The organism is Oscillospiraceae bacterium (assembly GCA_025757985.1).
Classification (GTDB): Bacteria; Bacillota; Clostridia; order Oscillospirales; family Ruminococcaceae; genus Gemmiger.
The window spans coordinates 1,606,576-1,621,565 of record CP107210.1; the positions used below are offsets into that span (position 1 = coordinate 1,606,576).

The window sequence follows — 14,990 nt, forward strand, 5'->3', positions numbered from 1 at the left end:
GCCGCGTCAGTCCGCGCGGCGGTGGTAGTACGCCAGCCGCGGGGTGCCGTCCTCGGTATAGATCGTGCCGCAGCGCACAAAGCCGATTGCCGTGAGCGCGCGCTGCATGTAGATGTTGTCGGCGTGGGTATCGGCCCGCAGCGGCAGCCCCTGCTGCAGGCACCAGTCAATGCAGAACCGCCCGATGCCGCCCACCCGCCCTGCCGATGCCAGGCGGTGGATCGTGGCATAGGGGACATCCTCCGGCCAGGCGCCGTCCTCGATTTGGCGGTAGGTGGGGTCCTCGCCGGAAATCAGGCAGAACACGGCCTGTATCGCTCCCGCCCCCGTCACGACATGGCAGACGCCCCGGTCGATCTCTGCCGTCAGGCGTGCGGCACCGGGGTAGCCGGCCGGCCACTGGGTCGGGTTGCCGTGGGTCTGCATAAAACGGCGGGCGTTCTCATAGATCGCCAGCAGCGCCGGCAGATCGCCCCGCACCGCCTTGCGGACGGTAAGTGTCATAGCCGTTCTCTCCTTTATTATAAAATAATACCCGGGCAGTATAGCACAATTTCCCGGCTCTGTCCACCGTAGGGCGCGTATGCCGGGATTCCCCCTTGCATCACAACCGCGGTTGTGCTACACTGTATCTGCAAAAGTTAGAAGCATCAAACTTTTATAACAAGAGGATGTAATTATGACACTCGCGGAATTAAAAATCGGGCAGGATGCCGTGCTGCGCACCATTGGCGGGCAGGGCGAGCTGCGCCACCATCTGCTGGATATGGGCCTGACCCCCGGCACCGAGGTCACACTGCGCAAGGTTGCGCCGATGGGCGACCCCATCGAGGTCGAGCTGCGCGGCTATGAGCTGACGCTGCGCCTTGCCGATGCAGCAAAAATCGAGGTCGAGAATGTCCATGAGACCGACCGCGCTGCCCGCAGTGAGGAGCGCCACGCCCCCGTACCCCATCCCGGCGTGGGTGAGTTGCGCAAAGCCCCCAGCTACCACGACCGCAAGGCCGGTGCCGAGATCGCCAAGGGGCAGCCGCTGCACCTTGCGCTGGCCGGCAACCAGAACTGCGGCAAAACTACGCTTTTCAACCAGCTGACCGGCTCTAACCAGCATGTGGGCAACTTCCCCGGTGTGACGGTGGACCGCAAGGACGGCACGATCCGCGGGCATGAGGAGGCCACCGTCACCGACCTGCCCGGCATCTACAGCCTGTCCCCCTATTCAAGCGAGGAGATCGTCACCCGCGACTTCCTGCTCAACACTCACCCGGACGCCATCATCAACATCGTAGATGCGTCCAATATTGAGCGCAACCTTTACCTGACGATGCAGCTGATGGAGCTGAACATCCCGCTGGTGCTGGCGCTGAACATGATGGACGAGGTCCGCGCCAACGGCGGCACCATCATGGTCAACGCGCTGGAGGAGCTGCTGGGCGTGCCGGTCGTACCTATCTCCGCCGCAAAAAACGAGGGGATTGACGAGCTGGTGGAGCATGTGCTGCATGTAGCCCGCCACCGCGAGACCCCCGGCCGCATCGACTTCTGCGATGCGGGGGACGGCAAGGGCGGCGCGGTGCATCGCTGCATCCATGCCGTCAACCATCTGATCGAGGATCACGCCGCCCGCGCCGGGCTGCCCGTCCGCTTTGCAGCCACCAAGCTGGTCGAGGGTGACCCGCTGATTGAAAAAGCGCTGGACCTTGACAAAAACGAGACCGAGCTGCTTGCCCACACGATCGCCGAGCTGGAGAGCGAGACCGGCCTTGACCGCGAGGCAGCGCTGGCTGATATGCGGTTCAATTTTATTGAACGCCTTTGCGATAAGACCGTTGTGCGCCCCGGTGAGAGCCGCGAGCATAAACGCAGCGTAGCAATCGACAAGGTTTTGACCGGCAAATACACCGCGCTGCCCTGCTTTATCGGCATCATGGCGCTGGTGTTCTGGCTGACCTTCGGCGTCATCGGTGCCGGTCTGTCCGACCTGCTGACCCTCGGCATCGACGCCCTGACAGACCTGACCGACCGGGCGCTGACCGCCTACGGCATCAACCCTGTTGTGCACAGCCTCGTCATTGACGGCGTGTTTGCGGGCGTGGGCAGCGTGCTGAGCTTTCTGCCCATCATCGTCACGCTGTTCTTCTTCCTCTCGATTTTGGAGGATACCGGCTACATGGCGCGCGTGGCCTTCGTCATGGACCAGCTGCTGCGCCGCATCGGGCTTTCGGGCCGCAGCTTTGTGCCGATGCTGATCGGCTTTGGCTGCTCGGTGCCCGCCATCATGGCGACCCGCACCCTCTCGAGTGACCGCGACCGCAAAATGACGATCCTGCTCACCCCGTTCATGAGCTGCTCGGCCAAGCTGCCGATCTACGCGCTGTTTACAACGGCCTTTTTCCCCCGGCAGTACCGCGCGCTTGTGATGATCGGGCTGTACTTAACAGGCATCGTCTGCGGCATTTTGTACGCACTACTCCTCAAATTGACCAAGTACAAGGGCGAGCCCGTCCCCTTTGTGATGGAGCTGCCCAACTACCGTTTCCCCTCTGCGCGCAGTGTGGGCCAGCTGATCTGGGAGAAGGCGCGCGACTTCCTGCAGAAGGCCTTCACCATCATCTTTGTGGCCACGGTGCTGATCTGGTTCCTGCAGACCTTTGACGCACGGCTGAATGTGGCCGCCACGCCCGATGCCAGCTTGCTGGCCGCCATCGGCAGCTTTATCGCGCCGGTGTTTGCGCCGCTCGGCTTTGGTGATTGGCGCGTCAGCACGGCGCTCATCACCGGCTTTACCGCCAAGGAGAGCGTCGTCTCGACCCTGACCGTTCTGCTTGGCGGGGATACGGGCGCGCTGAGCACGATGTTCACCCCGTTCACAGCCGTTGTGTTTTTGGTGTTCACTCTGCTGTACACCCCCTGCGTGGCTGCCGTGGCTGCCGTCAAGCGCGAGCTGGGCGGCAGCAAAGCCGCTGCCGGCGTTGTTCTGATGCAGTGCGCTATTGCATGGGTGGTTGCTTTTGTGGTACACTTAGTGGGTGGATTGTTCGGGCTGGTATAACCCCGCCCCGCAGAAAGTATGAGGTAGACCCCTATGGCAAGTATTATCGTTGTTGTGATCATCTTTGTGCTGCTGGCGCTGGCGATATTGTTTATCTGCCAGAACGGCGGCTGGCAGGGCGGCTGCGGCGGCAACTGCGCAGGCTGCCACAACAAATGCGCTGACGCTGACAAGAAAAAGAAATGACCCTGAGCGGCTCCTGCGGGAGCCGCTTTTTTTGTGGCTGTCCTTGCACAATCCCCTAAAAAGCGCTATACTATTGGTAAGTATATTATTTTGGGAGGCACTGCCCGTGAACGCTGAGCCCATCCGTGTTTTACAGATCATGCCCGCCATGGACGCAGGCGGCATGGAAACCTTTGTCATGAATGTCTACCGCACCCTCGACCGTGAGCAGGTGCAGTTCGATTTTTTATATCATTACGATAAACCGTGCTTTTTCGATGATGAGATCCGTGCGCTGGGCGGGCGCATCTATAAGCTGACTGTCCGGCAGGACAATAACCTCCCCCGCTATCTGCGCGAGCTGCACCGCCTGTTTGCCGCCCACCCGGAGTGGCGCATCATCCACGGCCATTACAGCGGCTTCGGCATGTTTTACAACCCTGTGGCAAGGCGGGCGGGCATCCCCGTGCGGTGCGGCCACAGCCACAACACCGCCTATGAGCCGAACCTTGTCGGCCGGCTGGACCGGTTTATGAGCAGCTTTTTCAGCGCCGGGCTTACCGACCGCTTTGCCTGCAGCGAAAAAGCCGGGCAGATGCTGTACGGCAGCAAGCCCTTTACGGTCGTGCCGAACGGCATCGACACAGCGCGGTTTGCTGCCCGCGACCCCCAGCGCCGCGCCCTGCTGCGCGGGGAACTGGGCGTGACCGATCAGGAGCTCCTGTTCGGCCATGTGGGGCGGTTTTCCGCCCAGAAAAACCACCCCGGCCTGCTGAAGATCTTTGCCGCCGTGCGCGCCCGTCTGCCTAAGGCGCGGCTGGTGCTGCTGGGCGGCGGCGAGCCTGCCTATATCGAAAAAATGCAGGCGCTTGCGCAGGAGCTTGCCCTTGGTGACAGCGTGATCTTTGCCGGGGTGCGCAGCAATATCCAGAGCTTTTACGATGCGATGGACGCTTTTATGCTGCCCAGCCTGTTTGAGGGGCTGCCTGTAGTGCTGGTCGAGGCCCAGACCGCCGGTCTGCCCTGCTTTGTCTCGGACACGGTGGACCCCGGTGCAGCTTTCACCGACCGGGTGCGGTTCCTGCCGCTGCAGGATACCGGTGCCTGGGCGGATGCGATCGCGGCGGCCTCCTTCCGCCGTGACCCACAGGCACGGGAGAAAGCCGTCCGCGCCGGGTACGATATCCACACAAGCGCTGCGGTGCTGCAGGAATTTTACCTGCGCCGCTATGCCGAGGTGACAAAATGAAGCCCTGTGAGATCGCGGTCATTGTGCCGGTCTATAATGCAGCAGCCTATCTGACCGCCTGCACCGATGCGATTGCCGCGCAGAAATTTGACGGTTTCCGGTGTATTTTGGTGGACGATGGTTCCACAGACGGCTCCCCTGCGCTCTGCGATGCCATCGCAGCCGGGGACCAGCGGTTTGTGGCGCTGCATCAGCCCAACAGCGGTGTATGTGCCGCACGCACGGCCGGCCTGCGGCAGGGGCGCGCGCTGGGTGCGCGGTGGTTCTCCTTCTGCGATGCAGATGATCTGTACCACCCCGACCTGCTGGACACGCTGTACGCCGCCGTGACCAACAGCGGTCTGCCGCTGGCCTGCTGCCGCTATGACACCTTTGCCGACACGCCGCCCGCCGATGCCGCCGCGCCGGAAAACTGCCGCATCCTGCGCGGCCCGGCCCATCTGGACGCGCTGCTGCACGACCATGCGGTGGACTACGGCCTGTGGAACAAGCTCTACGCTGCCGATCTTCTGCGCGAGGATATGCTGGACAACGGCCTTGCCTACAATGAGGATTTGCTTGCAAACTGGCGGGCATTTCTGGCCGCGCCGGGGTGCGCCTTCTGCGATTTTACGGGCTACCACTACCGCCAGCACGCCGACAGTGCCAGCCACCGCGCCCTGCCGCCCCAGAGCATTGATGACCAGCGCCGCGCGGCGGCGGAGATACGCGCCACCGCCCCTGCTGCCCTGCAGGAGAGCGTGAACGCCTTTTACTACGAAAAGCTCGTCTATCTGGCTAGCATGATCCTGCGGCGCGCCAACGCCGATGCCTACCGCGTGCAGCTGTATGAGCTGCAGGTCGCCATCCGGGCGGGCGCGCACGACCCCCAGCTGGGGCGCAATCCGCAGCTGCCGCGCAGCATAAGGCTCTCGGCGTTTTTGACGCTGCATATGCCGCGGCTGTGGCGGTGGGCCTGCCGAACTTTCTTGAAGGACCGACAATAATGCGCATTTTACTTGTTTTGGACCGTGTGGAGAACGCCGCCAGCGCCAACGCCCTGATGGGCCTCCGCCTGGCGGAGCAGCTGTTGGCGCGGGACCACACCGTACATATTTTGACACTGTGGGACGGCCTGCACACCCCGCCCGCCCCGCCGCAGGGCGCCGTGCAGCATCTGCTCGCCTTTGCCGATGAGCGCCTGATGAACGAGGCCCTTGAAAACGGCCGTAAAGGCGGCACCCCGGTGGCTGTGCGGCTGGCGCGCCTGTGCGCCCACCCGGCAGCGGTGGCGGCAGCCTTCCGCCAGCTTGTGCTGAAGGCCCCCCGTCGCACGGTGGACAGCCGCCGCGAGATCGAACGCCTGGACGCGGAATTTCACTTTGACGCGGTCTGTGCGGTCTGTGCGCCTTACCGCGCCGCCTTTGCGCTGGAGACAGCGGCCATCGGCGGAAAGAAATTTCTCTGGCAGCTTGACCCCTATGCTGCAAACCGTGATTACACGGCCCCGGGCGGCTATGCACGGGAGGGGCAGCTTCTTGACGCGCTGGACGGCAGCTTTATCACGCCGCAGGCCGTCCCGGACTATGCGGACGGCGCACCGCTGGCCTCCCGCCGCGGCAAGGTGCATCCGCTGGGCTTCCCGGCACTGCTGCCGCGCACAACCTTCAGCGGCGGGCATGACACGGTACAGTGTGTTTTTTGCGGCAGTCTCTACCCGGCACTGCGCGAGCCCGGCTTTGCGCTGGCGCTGTTCAGCGCGCTGCACGACAGCGCCGTAACGCTGACGATGGCGGGCGGCGGGTGGGAGCGCTTTGCCGCCGATGCCGACAAGGCCGCTGCGGCGATGGGTGCAAATTTTGTGCGCCCCGGTCTGCTGCCGCCCGAGGACGCTGCCGCGCTGGAGGACCGCGCCGATGTGCTGGTGAGCCTTGGCAATGCCTGCGACAACCAGCTGCCGAGCAAGCTGTTCGGCTATTTTGGCACCGGCAAGCCGGTGCTGCATCTGGCCGTGAGCAAGGCTGACCCGGCGCTGCCCTATCTGGCGCGCTACCCGCTGGCGCTGGTGCTGCACGCTGAGGACGGCGCGACCCCCGCCGCTGCGTCAGCGCTTGGCCGCTGGCTGCACGAGGTCTGCGGCCGCCGCCTGCCCTTTGCCGAGGTTGCCGCACTCTACCCGGAATTTACACCGGAGTATGTTGCAAATGAATTTTTGAGGTGGATATAAATGCAGATCCTCTGGCTTGTCAAAACCACGCTGCCGCAGGCGGCGGCCGCCTGCGGGCTGGCCGGTGCCAGCGATGTGAGCGGCAGCTGGCTGACCGGGCAGCTTGCCGCGCTGCAGGCGCACCCGGCGCTGCATCTGACCGTGCTGTGTGTCGGCAAGGCAGAGGCAACCGGCCGCGCGGACGGCGTGGACTACCGTATTGTGACCGGCACCGCCGCCTTTGCCCCGCTGCTGCAGCAGCTGCGGCCCGATCTTGTCCACATCTGGGGCACCGAGTATGACGCGGCCGCCGCCATGGCCGAGGCTGCCAAGGCCGCCGGTCTGCCTGTGCTGTTCAGCATACAGGGCGTCATGCGGGACTGCGCCGCGCATCTGTGCGATGGCGTCCCCGCCGCCTACCGCCGCTCCGGCGCGCTGTGGCATACCCTTGACAGGATCGTTCCCGGCGAGCTGCTTGACACGATGCAGGCAAGCTTTGACGCACTGGCTGCCAAGGAGGCCGCACTTCTGGCACAGGCCCGCTATGTGACCGGCCGCACGGCCTTTGACCGCAGCGCCTGCGCCGCTCTGGCCCCCGCCGCCCGGTATTTCGCCTGCAATGAAACGCTGCGCCCCCTGTTTTACACGGGGACCCCCTGGCATGCGCGGGAGTTCGGCGCGGCGCCGGTGCTGTTTTTGCCGCAGGGCAACTACCCACTGAAAAACCTGCACACTGCCCTGCGGGCACTGCCCGCCGTGCTGGCAGCTTACGGCGATGCACAGCTTGTCATCGCAGGCTGGCCGCCGCTTGACAAGGGCCCGCTGCTGCGCCCCGTCATTGACCGGATGTTCCCCTACAAGCGCTATTGTAAGCAGCTTGCCGCCGATCTTGGCATTGCGGGGCACATCCGCTATACCGGCCCGCTGGACGCCGCCGCAATGCGTCAGGCATATTTGGAGGCCGATGTTTTTCTGTTGCCCTCCTGCTGTGAAAACAGCCCCAACAGTCTGGGGGAGGCCATGCTGCTGGGTCTCCCCTGCGTAGCCGCCGCCGTGGGCGGTATCCCCTCAATGCTGGAAAACGGCCGCGAGGGGCTGCTCTACGGCGATGCGCTGGATGATAAGGCCCTTGCCGATGCCGTGCTGCGCATTTTGCAGAGCGCTGACGGCGGCATGGCACTGGGCCGGGCCGCCCGCGCACGGGCCCTGCAAACCCATGACGCCGCCCGCAACGCCGGGGAGCTGGAACAAATTTACAAGACGATTCTGCAAGAGGAACAGCCGTGAGCATACGCAACATTTCTGTCATCATTCCCTGCTACAAGGCCGCAGCCACGCTGCGCCGCGCCGCAGCAAGCGCATTGGCCGATGCCCCCGCCGGGCTGGAGCTGCTGCTGGTGGACGATGGCAGCCCCGACGATACCGGCCCCCTTTGCGACACGCTTGCCGCTGAGGATCCGCGCGTCCGTGCGCTGCACCGCCCAAACGGCGGCGCGGGTGCGGCGCGCAACACCGGGCTGGATGCCGCGCGCGGCGATTGGGTGCTTTTTCTCGATGCCGATGATGTCCTGCTGCCGGGACTTTGGGCCGCGCTTGCGGCACTTTCCACCGAGGCGGACATGATCCTGTTCGGTCTGACGCGGGAGAGCGGCACGACTGTGACCCCTGCCGATTTTCTGGCCGAAGGAGCCTATCCCGACCTGCAGGCGCTGGGCAGTGCGCTCGCCCCCCTGCTGTTTGACACGGGGCTGCTGGCCGCACCTTATCCCAAGCTGTTCCGTCGGTCGTCCGTCGGGGCGCTGCGCTTCTCGCCGCAGCTGAAGATCAACGAGGATGTTTTATTTAACATACAATTTTTACAGAATACCCCTGCCATTTATTGCCTGCATGGTGTATACTATAAGCAGTATGATACGCAGGCCGGCAGTCTTTCGCGCCGGCTGCGCGGCGATTTGCTGGATGCCGAGTGCATCACCCGCCCGGCGCTGGCCGAGCTGCTGCGCGCCAACGGCATGGACCCGGCCCCGTATGAGCGCACCAGCCGGCTGCGCGCCTGCCTGAATCAGTACGGTCTGCTGACCGGCTGCCGGGGAGATCTGCCGTATGCCGTCCGCCGCGCTCTTTTTGCCGAGATTTTGGCTGACCCCGATGCTCGCGCCGCCCTGCGGGAGCGGCTGCAGCATGACCCGCACAGGCTGCTGGCCCTGCCGTACCGCGCAGGTGTCGCCCTGCAGTGGCCGGGCTTGTTGGCGGCGTACACGATTGCAAAGCAGCCCCTTTTGCAGGGGCAACGCAGCTAGTATGATATAAGGAAGTATCTATGTCTGACCATCCCAAAATCAGCATAATCTCCACCGTCTACAACACCGGGCCCTACCTGCGCCCGGCGGTGGAAAGTATTCTGGCCCAGACCTTCACCGATTTTGAGCTGCTGCTGGTGGATGACGGCAGCCACGATGGCTCTGCCGAGGTCTGCGATGCGCTGGCCCGGCAGGATGCCCGCATCCGTGTATTCCACCAGCCCAACGGCGGCCCTGCCCACGCCCGCAACACCGGGCTGGACAATGCCTGCGGTGATTACATCGGCATTGTGGACTCCGATGACCTCATCGAGCCTGCGATGTTTGAGACGCTGTACAACGCCGTGCAGCAGCCCGGCGTGCGGCTGGCCGCCTGTGCCGCAGACTGCATTGACGCCGAGGGCCGCCGGATTGAGGGGCGCAGTGTCACGATCCGCCAGCCTGGCGTGCGCGATGCGCAGGAGCTTTTGCTGGAGGCCTTCCAGACCGGCAGCTTTTACGGGCCCTTAAGCTGGAATAAGCTGTTTGATGCACGGCTTTTCCGGGAAAAGGGCATTCACTACGATGAGACGATGCTTTTTGGCGATGATGCCAGCGTACTGCACCGTGTCTTTGAGGGGGAGCGCTGCAACTGCCTGACCGATGTGCTGTATCACTACCGCACCCGCGCCGGGCAGATCACCACAGCCGGTTTCCCGCCGCGCAAGACCGATGATCTGCGGATGTACTGGGAATGGCTGCAATACTTCTCGGCCCGGCCGGGGCGCGAGGAATACTACGAATGGGCTGTGGTGCGGTACTGGCGGATCTTCTACCAGTTCTGGTGCCAGAGCGATGCAGCCGGCAACCTGCCGGAGCTGAAGCCGAAATTCATGGCGCACAAAAAACATCTGGACGCCATTTTACCGGATATTCTGTCCAGCCGCCACCTGCCGCTGGGCGAAAAGCTGCGGGCGGCGGCGTTCTGTGCCAGCCCCACGCTGACCTACGGCGCCGCAGCGGCCTGGGGCCGCCTGCACAAGAGGAAGGGGAAATAAATGATGGAACATATTGCGATCAGTGTGATCGTGCCGATTTACAATACCAAGCCGTATCTGGAGGAGTGCATTGAGAGCATCCTTGACCAGAAGATCAATGTGCCTGTTGAGGTGTTGCTGATCGATGACGGCTCGACCGATGGCTGCGCCGACCTCTGCGACCGCTACGCCGCCCGCGATGCCCGCGTCCGGGTCATCCATCAGGAGAATCAGGGCCTTTCAGCCGCACGCAATGCCGGCATTGACGCCGCCAAGGGCCGTTATTATTCCTTCATCGACTCAGACGATGTGGTTCTGCCCGGCTTTTTACAGACGCTGTACGATGCCTGCGAGCGCCACGATGCCTATATGGCGCTCTGCTCGGTCGAGGATGTGCAGGAGAATGGCAAAAGCTGCGACCCGGCTTACTTCACCCGCCCCACGCAGGAGGGCGTATTCTGCGGCAAGGACCTGCTGAATGAGTTTTACACCCCCTACGGCACGGTCTACACCGTTGCGTGGAATAAGATGTACCGCGCCGAGGTTTGGAAGCTGCTGCACTACCCCGAAGGCCGCCTGCATGAGGACGACTTTGTGGCCCACCGCCTGTTCTGGCGCTGCGACAAGGTCGTCTGCGTCGACAAGCCGCTCTACCATTACCGGCTGCGCAACGGCAGCATCTGCCGCACCAATATCCGCCCGGAGGCCTTTGACGCCGTGGACGGCCTTGCCGACCGCTACCGCTTCTATGTCGAGAACCACGCCGACCGCACTGTTATTGATGCCGCCTACGCGGCCTGCTGGCGGCGGTATCTCTTCCTCTGCGCCAAGGTCCGGCAGAACCCCACCCCCGAGCTGGTCAAGGCGATCAGCAAGGAGCAGTTCCTGATGCAGGGGCTGATCAGCTACCTGCCGAACTGCCGTAACATGAAGATGACCGAAAAGCTCAGCGCTGCCCGCTGGGCCATGATGAGCGCGCAGAGCTTGTGCCCAATCAAATAAGTCCATTGCTCTGTAGGGGCCGGACATGTCCGGCCCGCAGCCTACCCAAAAGTGCCCTCTGATGTGAAGCCGCGGGGCCGGGCATGCCCGGCCCCTACATGCGCGGCGGTATTTTTGTTCAAAATCCACCTTCTAAGGAGCCGACCTTGGCGATACGAAAGCCCGACAAAGAAAAACGCCCCCGCGTGCTGCTGGTGCCGCCGCCGGACCTGCCGGTCCCTGCCGTGCAGGGCGGCGCGGTCGAGACCCTGCTGACCCATCTGATCCGCGAGAATGAAAAGCAGGGCCTGCTGGAGCTGCTCTGCGCCAGTGTCCCCGATGATGCCGCCCGCCGCGCTGCCGAGGGCTGGCAGCATACCAAAATGCTCTATGTCCCCCGCCCCAGCGGGCACCGCCGGTATTGGCCGATGGTCTTTGTCGAGCGCTGCATGGGTATTGCGGCCCCCTATGACCCATGGTATCAGAAGGTCCAACTTTCGCTTGCGCTGGAGCTGCCCCCGCCTGACCTGATCGTGGCCGAGGGCGGCAACCTGACCCAATGCAGCGCCATCAGCCGGATGTTCGGCCGCAGGCGGTGCTTGGCGCATCTGCACGGCCAGACCGGCTGTACCCCCGTGATGGACGACATCTACGGCGGCGTGCTGGCGCTGAGCGAGTTTATCCGCGAGGATTACCTGAAAACCAGCACCCTTGACCCGCAGCGGGCCTACATTCTGCATAACTGCATCGACACCAGCCGTTTCTGCCCCGGCCCCGCTTCCAAAGCGCTGCGGTCACAGCTCGGCTTTACCGATGCGGACTTCATCGTACTGTACTGCGGGCGGCTCGACCCTGACAAGGGCATCCATAAGCTGATGGAGGCCATTGCCGCGTTGCCGATCCCGCAGATCAAGCTGCTGATCGTAGGCAGCCCCTTCTTTGCACGCACCCAGCAAAGTCCCTTCCAGCGCCGGTTGGAACAGCAGGCCAAAAGCCTTGGCAGCCGCGTACAGTTTACCGGCTACATTCCCAACGAGGATCTGCCCGATTACTACCGGCTGGCGGATCTCTGCTGTGTGCCCACACTGGTGGAGGAGGCGGCCGGGCTTGTCGCGGTCGAGGCAATGGCCTGCGGGCGCCCCGTGCTGGCCACCCGCAGCGGCGGCATGCCCGAGTATCTGCAGGGCAGTCAGGCCGTGCTTGTGGAGCGCGGTGACACCGTAGCCGATCAGCTTGCCTGGAGCATCCGCATGCTGTATGAGCATCCGGCCCTCTGCGCCGAGATGGGCGCGGCAGGAGCCCTGCGCGGGATAGAGTTCTCCACCGAGCATTACTACGCAGAATTTGTGCGCATCGCGCACGATATGATCGAAACCGGAGGTACCCTGTGAGCAAGCCGACCATCACCGTTATCGTGCCGGTCTACAAGGCCATGGCCACCCTTGACCGCTGCGTGGAGAGCATCGTCTCCCAACAGACGGAGGAGCCGATCGCCTGTATTCTGGTCGATGACGGCAGCCCCGACGACAGCGGAAAAATGTGCGATGTCTGGGCCGCGCGGGATTCCCGCGTCACGGTCATCCATCAGGAGGACCGCGGTGTTTCCGGCGCGCGCAATGCCGGTCTGGCTGCAGCCGGGAGCGAGTATATCGTTTTTCTGGACTCCGATGATGCACTGCGTCCCGGTGCCCTGCAGGCAGCGCTCGATGCCCAGCGGCGCGCGCCGCATTCCCTCGTCTGCTGGCAGTATACGACTGAGGAGGCCGACACCGCGCCGGTTACCTCCGCAGCTGAGAGCCGCCCGCAGACCGGTCTTGCGCGCCTTTGGCTGGACTGCCTGCTGGCTATGCCGTGGAACAAGCTCTACCGCACTGAATATGCCCAGCAGGTTCCGTTTGACACACAGTATACTCTTGGCGAAGATTTACAATTTGTATTGGATTATATTGCCCTGCTCGGCAGCCGGGAGCCGGCGTTCACCTACACTGTCCTGACCGCGCCGCTGACCTTTTACGATTGCAGCCGCGGCGGTACCCTCTCAACCCGGTACCATGCCGACTATTGCAAAATTTGGCCGGAGCATTTTGCCAAGCTGAATAAGGCCTGCTGCAACGCCCACTGCCCGCAGGAGGATATGCGCCCCCTGCACCGCGCCGAGCTTACCGTCTACGCCGAGGGCGTGGCGGATATTTTGCGCCGCGACCCGGCCAAGCGCGCCGCTGTACGCCGTGACAAGGCCATTGCCGCGCTGCGCAGCCCCTGGCTGCACGCCCTGCTGGAGCGCATGCGGATCGAACGGTGCTACAGCGCCTATTATCTGCCCTGCCGTTGGCGCAGCGTGCGCCTGATCTTTACCTTGGCTGAGGCCAAGCGGACCGGCTCGCCAATGTTCGGCAAGCTGGACTGGGCCGGCTACTACCTGCTGGGCGGCAGGCTGCGCCGGGATTAAGAAAAAACAAATATGAAATACCGGAGCCGCAGCATAGACACCGCGGCTCCTTTTTTGCTGTCCGCACGCCGCGTTTCGTATACATCATTTTCCCATGTGATGCACAATAGTCCATGTGCTTTGCTTACCACATAACACAAATCCGCCGTTTTCTTGGTGCAGTTTGCTCATTTTGTTCATTCTGCAGATTCGCGTATTGACATTGTTAATTTTTTGTCCTACAATGACGATGGTTCACAAAGTACAAGATGTTTACGCATGGGGGAAGGATTTGTATGAACAAAAAACTCATTCTCGTGACCTCGCCTCCCGCCTGCGGCAAGACCTATGTTGCCAAGGCGCTGGCAAAGCAGCTGCACAATATCGTCTATCTGGATAAGGACACCCTGATCGTGCTGTCCAAACAGATCTTCAAGGTCGCCGGGCAGCCCTACGACCGCAGCAGCGCCTTTTTTGAGAAGAATATCCGCGATTATGAGTACGACTGCATTTTGGCCCTTGCGCTGGAGGCATTGGATTATAACGACCTTGTTCTGGTCAATGCCCCCTTCACCAAGGAGGTGCGCGACAACGCCTTTATCGCAGACCTCAAGGCTAAACTGGCTGAAAAGGGCGCGACTCTGGCCGTGATTTGGGTCGAGACCTCTCCTGATGTCGTGCATCAGCGCATGATCGAACGCAACTCCGACCGCGACACTTGGAAGCTTGCGCACTGGGATGAGTACATCAGCCGCTGCAATTTCTCTTTGCCGGAAAATCTGGCCGACCCGCAGCACAAGGACAATCTGATATTCTTTAAGAATAACAATGATACAGAATTTGAGGCATCCATGCAAGACTGCGTACAAATTCTGCAAAGCAACGCAGAAAAGTGATTCAGGCGGCATCCCTCATGCACGGATGCCGCTTTATTTTTGCGCTGGCAGCCCCGCCATTTGCAAAAAATTCTGCACAAAACCCAAAGAAACATTTGCATTTTGCTTTGAAATTTGCTATACTATAAAAGCTGTAGCAAACAGCCTGCGTTGACATAGGGCAGCTGATAGGAGCGTTCGGCTCCGACAACTGCGACATCGCAGGTTTTAGGCTCGTTTTTGCTCGATACAGCGTAATTTGCATCTGCAAAAACGCGGTGGTCAACGGTAGTCAGACCACGAATTGACCACTATTGGAAATTGACTACTTTACAAGATTGAAATACGCTGTAACGGCGTTTTTCATATATAAGCGATCGTAGCTCAGCTGGATAGAGCGTTCGGCTCCGACAACTGCGACAGAGCATATTTTATTGCTGCTTTTGTGCGATGTATCGTTGTTTGCAGCGTTCAAACTGCGGTGGTCAACGGTAGTCAGACCACGAATTGACCACTATTGGAATCTGACCGATTTTTCCCTATAATTTCATATGTTGAGAACCGCTGAAAAGCGATTTTTCATACATCTGCGTCTGTAGCTCAGCTGGATAGAGCACTGGCCTCCGACGCCAGGTGCCGGGGGTTCGAATCCCTTCAGGCGCACCAAGAGCAGTACCTTATGGGGTGCTGCTCTTTTTGTTTTGCACGGATTTTATGGGGCAGTAAAAGAAGGGATTCG

At 61.8% G+C, this 14,990-nt stretch carries 13 protein-coding genes and 1 tRNA gene; 13 read left to right on the forward strand and 1 reads right to left on the reverse strand.

Features of this window, described 5'->3' with window-relative positions:
- Positions 1–6: 6 nt before the first annotated feature.
- Positions 7–504 carry an N-acetyltransferase gene (locus OGM67_08025; protein UYJ33543.1) on the reverse strand — a complete coding sequence of 166 codons (498 nt, stop codon included), beginning with the start codon at positions 502–504 and terminating at the stop codon, positions 7–9.
- Between the two features lie 175 nt (positions 505–679).
- Between OGM67_08025 and feoB the strand changes: the two genes are divergently transcribed.
- The 13 genes from feoB (at position 680) to OGM67_08090 (ending at position 14,917) form a co-directional block, all read left to right on the forward strand.
- Positions 680–3,052 carry a ferrous iron transport protein B gene (gene feoB / locus OGM67_08030; GenBank protein ID UYJ33544.1) on the forward strand — a complete coding sequence of 791 codons (2,373 nt, stop codon included), beginning with the start codon at positions 680–682 and terminating at the stop codon, positions 3,050–3,052.
- A gap of 33 nt (positions 3,053–3,085) precedes the next feature.
- Positions 3,086–3,238: a FeoB-associated Cys-rich membrane protein gene (locus OGM67_08035; GenBank protein ID UYJ33545.1), complete on the forward strand. Its 153-nt coding sequence runs from the start codon at positions 3,086–3,088 to the stop codon at positions 3,236–3,238.
- Between the two features lie 106 nt (positions 3,239–3,344).
- Positions 3,345–4,466 (forward strand): glycosyltransferase, encoded by a 1,122-nt coding sequence (locus OGM67_08040; GenBank protein ID UYJ33546.1) that lies wholly within the window; start codon positions 3,345–3,347, stop codon positions 4,464–4,466.
- Positions 4,463–5,452 (forward strand): glycosyltransferase, encoded by a 990-nt coding sequence (locus tag OGM67_08045; protein ID UYJ33547.1) that lies wholly within the window; start codon positions 4,463–4,465, stop codon positions 5,450–5,452. Before OGM67_08040 ends, OGM67_08045 begins: the two co-directional genes overlap by 4 nt.
- Entirely contained in the window at positions 5,452–6,672 is a 1,221-nt protein-coding gene (locus OGM67_08050) for a hypothetical protein (GenBank protein ID UYJ33548.1), read from the forward strand. Before OGM67_08045 ends, OGM67_08050 begins: the two co-directional genes overlap by 1 nt.
- Positions 6,673–7,938 (forward strand): glycosyltransferase family 4 protein, encoded by a 1,266-nt coding sequence (locus OGM67_08055; GenBank protein ID UYJ33549.1) that lies wholly within the window; start codon positions 6,673–6,675, stop codon positions 7,936–7,938.
- Positions 7,935–8,951 (forward strand): glycosyltransferase, encoded by a 1,017-nt coding sequence (locus tag OGM67_08060; protein UYJ33550.1) that lies wholly within the window; start codon positions 7,935–7,937, stop codon positions 8,949–8,951. Before OGM67_08055 ends, OGM67_08060 begins: the two co-directional genes overlap by 4 nt.
- Positions 8,952–8,971: 20 nt before the next feature.
- Positions 8,972–9,988: a glycosyltransferase gene (locus OGM67_08065; protein ID UYJ33551.1), complete on the forward strand. Its 1,017-nt coding sequence runs from the start codon at positions 8,972–8,974 to the stop codon at positions 9,986–9,988.
- The gene (locus tag OGM67_08070; protein ID UYJ33552.1) at positions 9,989–10,969 is read left to right on the forward strand and encodes a glycosyltransferase; all 981 of its coding nucleotides are present in this window, start codon (positions 9,989–9,991) and stop codon (positions 10,967–10,969) included.
- A gap of 146 nt (positions 10,970–11,115) precedes the next feature.
- Positions 11,116–12,339 (forward strand): glycosyltransferase family 4 protein, encoded by a 1,224-nt coding sequence (locus tag OGM67_08075; protein ID UYJ33553.1) that lies wholly within the window; start codon positions 11,116–11,118, stop codon positions 12,337–12,339.
- A complete protein-coding gene (locus tag OGM67_08080; protein UYJ33554.1) occupies positions 12,336–13,397 on the forward strand; it encodes a glycosyltransferase in 1,062 nt (353 codons plus the stop codon). The genes OGM67_08075 and OGM67_08080 overlap by 4 nt, the downstream gene beginning before the upstream one ends.
- A gap of 275 nt (positions 13,398–13,672) precedes the next feature.
- Positions 13,673–14,272 (forward strand): ATP-binding protein, encoded by a 600-nt coding sequence (locus tag OGM67_08085; GenBank protein UYJ33555.1) that lies wholly within the window; start codon positions 13,673–13,675, stop codon positions 14,270–14,272.
- 568 nt (positions 14,273–14,840) lie between these two features.
- A tRNA-Arg gene (locus tag OGM67_08090) sits at positions 14,841–14,917 on the forward strand.
- The last annotated feature ends 73 nt before the right edge of the window (positions 14,918–14,990 follow it).